This window comes from Anabaena sp. AL93, assembly GCF_001672085.1.
GTDB classification, from domain to species: domain Bacteria; phylum Cyanobacteriota; class Cyanobacteriia; order Cyanobacteriales; family Nostocaceae; genus Dolichospermum; species Dolichospermum heterosporum.
The window spans coordinates 1-2,912 of the sequence record NZ_LJOU01000191.1; the positions used below are offsets into that span (position 1 = coordinate 1).

2 protein-coding genes and 1 pseudogene are annotated in these 2,912 nt (G+C 41.3%); 1 reads left to right on the forward strand and 2 read right to left on the reverse strand.

The genetic code is table 11. From position 1 onward, the window contains the following. Positions 1-38: 38 nt before the first annotated feature. Together AN486_RS26300 and cofG are read right to left on the reverse strand one after the other, a co-directional pair. The gene (locus tag AN486_RS26300; RefSeq protein WP_053540671.1) at positions 39-890 is read right to left on the reverse strand and encodes an HpsJ family protein; all 852 of its coding nucleotides are present in this window, start codon (positions 888-890) and stop codon (positions 39-41) included. Between the two features lie 88 nt (positions 891-978). Beyond that, positions 979-1,947: a 7,8-didemethyl-8-hydroxy-5-deazariboflavin synthase subunit CofG gene (cofG, locus tag AN486_RS26305; RefSeq protein WP_168467262.1), complete on the reverse strand. Its 969-nt coding sequence runs from the start codon at positions 1,945-1,947 to the stop codon at positions 979-981. A 388-nt stretch (positions 1,948-2,335) separates the two neighbouring features. Here cofG and AN486_RS26310 point away from each other — a divergent pair. Then, positions 2,336-2,912: pseudogene (locus tag AN486_RS26310) on the forward strand (photosystem II q(b) protein); the annotation flags it as partial.

Here is a 2,912-nt window from a genome sequence, read left to right on the forward strand (position 1 = left end):
CCCCTACCTAACCTACCCCCCCTACTTGCCTTCACCCGTCATTTTCTGGTTGACAGACTACTAGAACCACTTTTGGAAACACCCATACCTCTTAATCCTCTCCACCCGATGACGATGTAACCAATTGACAACAATAAAGTATTAATACCAGTTCGCAATTCCTTCCAGGCATCTTCCTGGGTTTTTTGCAACTGTTGTTGTGCTTGAGTCTGAATTTGGCTAATTCTCTGCTTTGCTAGTTGTTCAGGGTCTGTTTGCTGGGCGATGAAATCATCAAGAGAGTTAAGATTTGTTTTATACTGCTTCAGTAAATCCTTCTGTGCCTCTGGTAATTGGTTATTATTAAGTGCCTGATTATACTTCTGTTCATCCTTAACCAGTTCATTTAGCTGGGTTCTGAGTTGCTCTTTTAATGCAGCCCGTTGTTTCTCTACAGATGCTTTTACCTGATCATTACCAAGTTGATTTTGGAGTTGTGCTAATTGACTTTTAACTTGGTTTTCTGACTGTTCCGCTTCTTTCTCAATCCGTGCTAACCCCTCTTCCTTTACTTGATTGACGTTACTGAGATGTAGGGGAAAAATCAGCAAAAATATTAGTCCTAACAAACTAGATAGGATAAAAATTGGCAATTTTAGTCCAGAGGACGAGGAACGACTACTTTCACTAGATCTATCAACCCAGTATGCAGTTAGAATCGCTCCTAGACCAAGCAATGGTACAATACCCTGATCTACAAGACTTCTGCACAGGTTTATCTGCCAGAGTTTATCTGTAAGTTGTAAAGGGAATAATAAAAATAGAAAGTCTAGAGAAAAAAACAATATGCAGATGATACCTATTAACTGGAGCAAGAAGGATGTCGTCCTAGAGGGTATACTAGTAGTCATGTTTGTTTACAGTGTAAATACATTAGATTAATTAGCATATTTAATGTTACTTTTATCGTACTGTGTCGCTATTTTTTCACGAACAGGGCTAGAGCTTAAATCTTTCTCGCCATTCTTGTACCTGCTGTTGTAACCCTGCACTCAACCAGTCGTCAAACTGGGGATACAGTGGTAAACGTGGTACTAACTCCCAGCCTCTAGACTCTAAAATATTTCTGAGTTCCTGCTCCTGTAAATGGGGATAATCAGGATTAACTTCATCCTTGGGACTTATTCCTCCTAAATCCCTCGCTCCAGCGGCTATACAAGCAAGTAACCAATTTTCATCTTCAACTAAATTGGGGGGAATCTGAATTGTCATGTCTGCTGGTAAAATTTCCCGCGCTTTAGCGATAACTGTCGGTAATTGATGGGGGTCAAATGGTGGTGCGTCAAAGGTTTGCACAGTTCCAGGGCTGTGGGGTTGAAGAATTACCTCTTGAATATGATGGTAATGTGCATGAGATTCGGAAATAGCGGTTAAAGTCTCCCACCAATCTGCTTCTGTTTCTCCTATTCCTAAAAGTAATCCTGTGGTGAAGGGGATTTTTAGCTCTCCTGCCCATTGTAATTGTTGCGATCGCACTTGGGGCAATTTACTCGGTGCATGACGATGGACTGTATTTAATAGTTGTGGTGTTAACTGCTCCAACATTAACCCCATTGACACATTCACAGTTTTTAGTTTTTGCATTTCTGCCCAACTTAGTGGACCAACGTTGGTATGGGGTAAAAATCCCATTTCCAATGCTAATGCACACAAATCATAAATTCGTTCAAACCAAGCTTCCCGTCTGGCTGAATGGGGATGGACCTCCCCACTCAAAATCAGGATTTCACAGACATTTTGATTTTTAAGTTGTAAAAAAATCTGTTTAGCAGCCCCAAGAGTCAACCAAGGACTTTTACCCGGTTCTGTGCGGAAATTGCAGTATGTACAGCGATTAAAGCATTCATAAGTAGGAACGATAGTATAGGCGGGACTATAGGTGACAATATTTTGACGAAATACAGGCATATACGGTAGGGGCGCAGGGTCTGCGCCCAAAAATGTAGGGGTTTATCAATCAATTAGAGACTTCCAAGAAATAAATTATCCTAAGAAACGAACCACAGAGGCACAGAGTACACAGAGAGAGAATTTCTGCATCAGTTTTGGGACATTTTTTTATTTGGAAGTCTTTTAGAAGTTAAGTTACAAGAAAATTAGAAATTTTTACGAAAATAATTAATAGCTGAAATCCTCACTCCATCTAGGATACAAGCTTATTAATGACCGAGGTTTCTAGATTTATCAAAAAATATTACGAAAACCTCTTTACAAATCGAAACATAGGGCTTAATATAAATTCATAAGGTAGAAACACCTACCAAAACATACATAACTCAAACGCAATTATAAACACATGACAACCACCTTACAACAGCGCGAAAGTGCTAACGTATGGAGCCGCTTCTGTGAGTGGATCACAAGCACCGACAACCGTTTATATATCGGCTGGTTCGGCGTAATCATGATCCCCACCCTCCTATCTGCGATCGCTTGCTTCGTAATTGCATTCATCGCCGCGCCTCCAGTTGACATTGACGGTATCCGCGAACCAGTTGCAGGTTCTTTACTCTACGGAAACAACATCATTTCCGGTGCAGTAGTTCCTTCCTCCAACGCTATCGGTTTACACTTCTACCCAATTTGGGAAGCTGCTTCCTTAGACGAGTGGTTGTATAACGGTGGTCCTTACCAGTTGGTAGTATTCCACTTCTTGATCGGCGTATTCTGCTACCTCGGTCGTGAATGGGAACTTTCTTACCGCTTAGGTATGCGTCCTTGGATTTGCCTAGCCTTCTCTGCTCCTGTAGCAGCAGCAACCGCAGTATTCTTGATCTACCCAATTGGTCAAGGTTCATTCTCTGACGGTATGCCTTTAGGTATCTCTGGAACATTCAACTTCATGATCGTGTTCCAAGCTGAACACAACATCT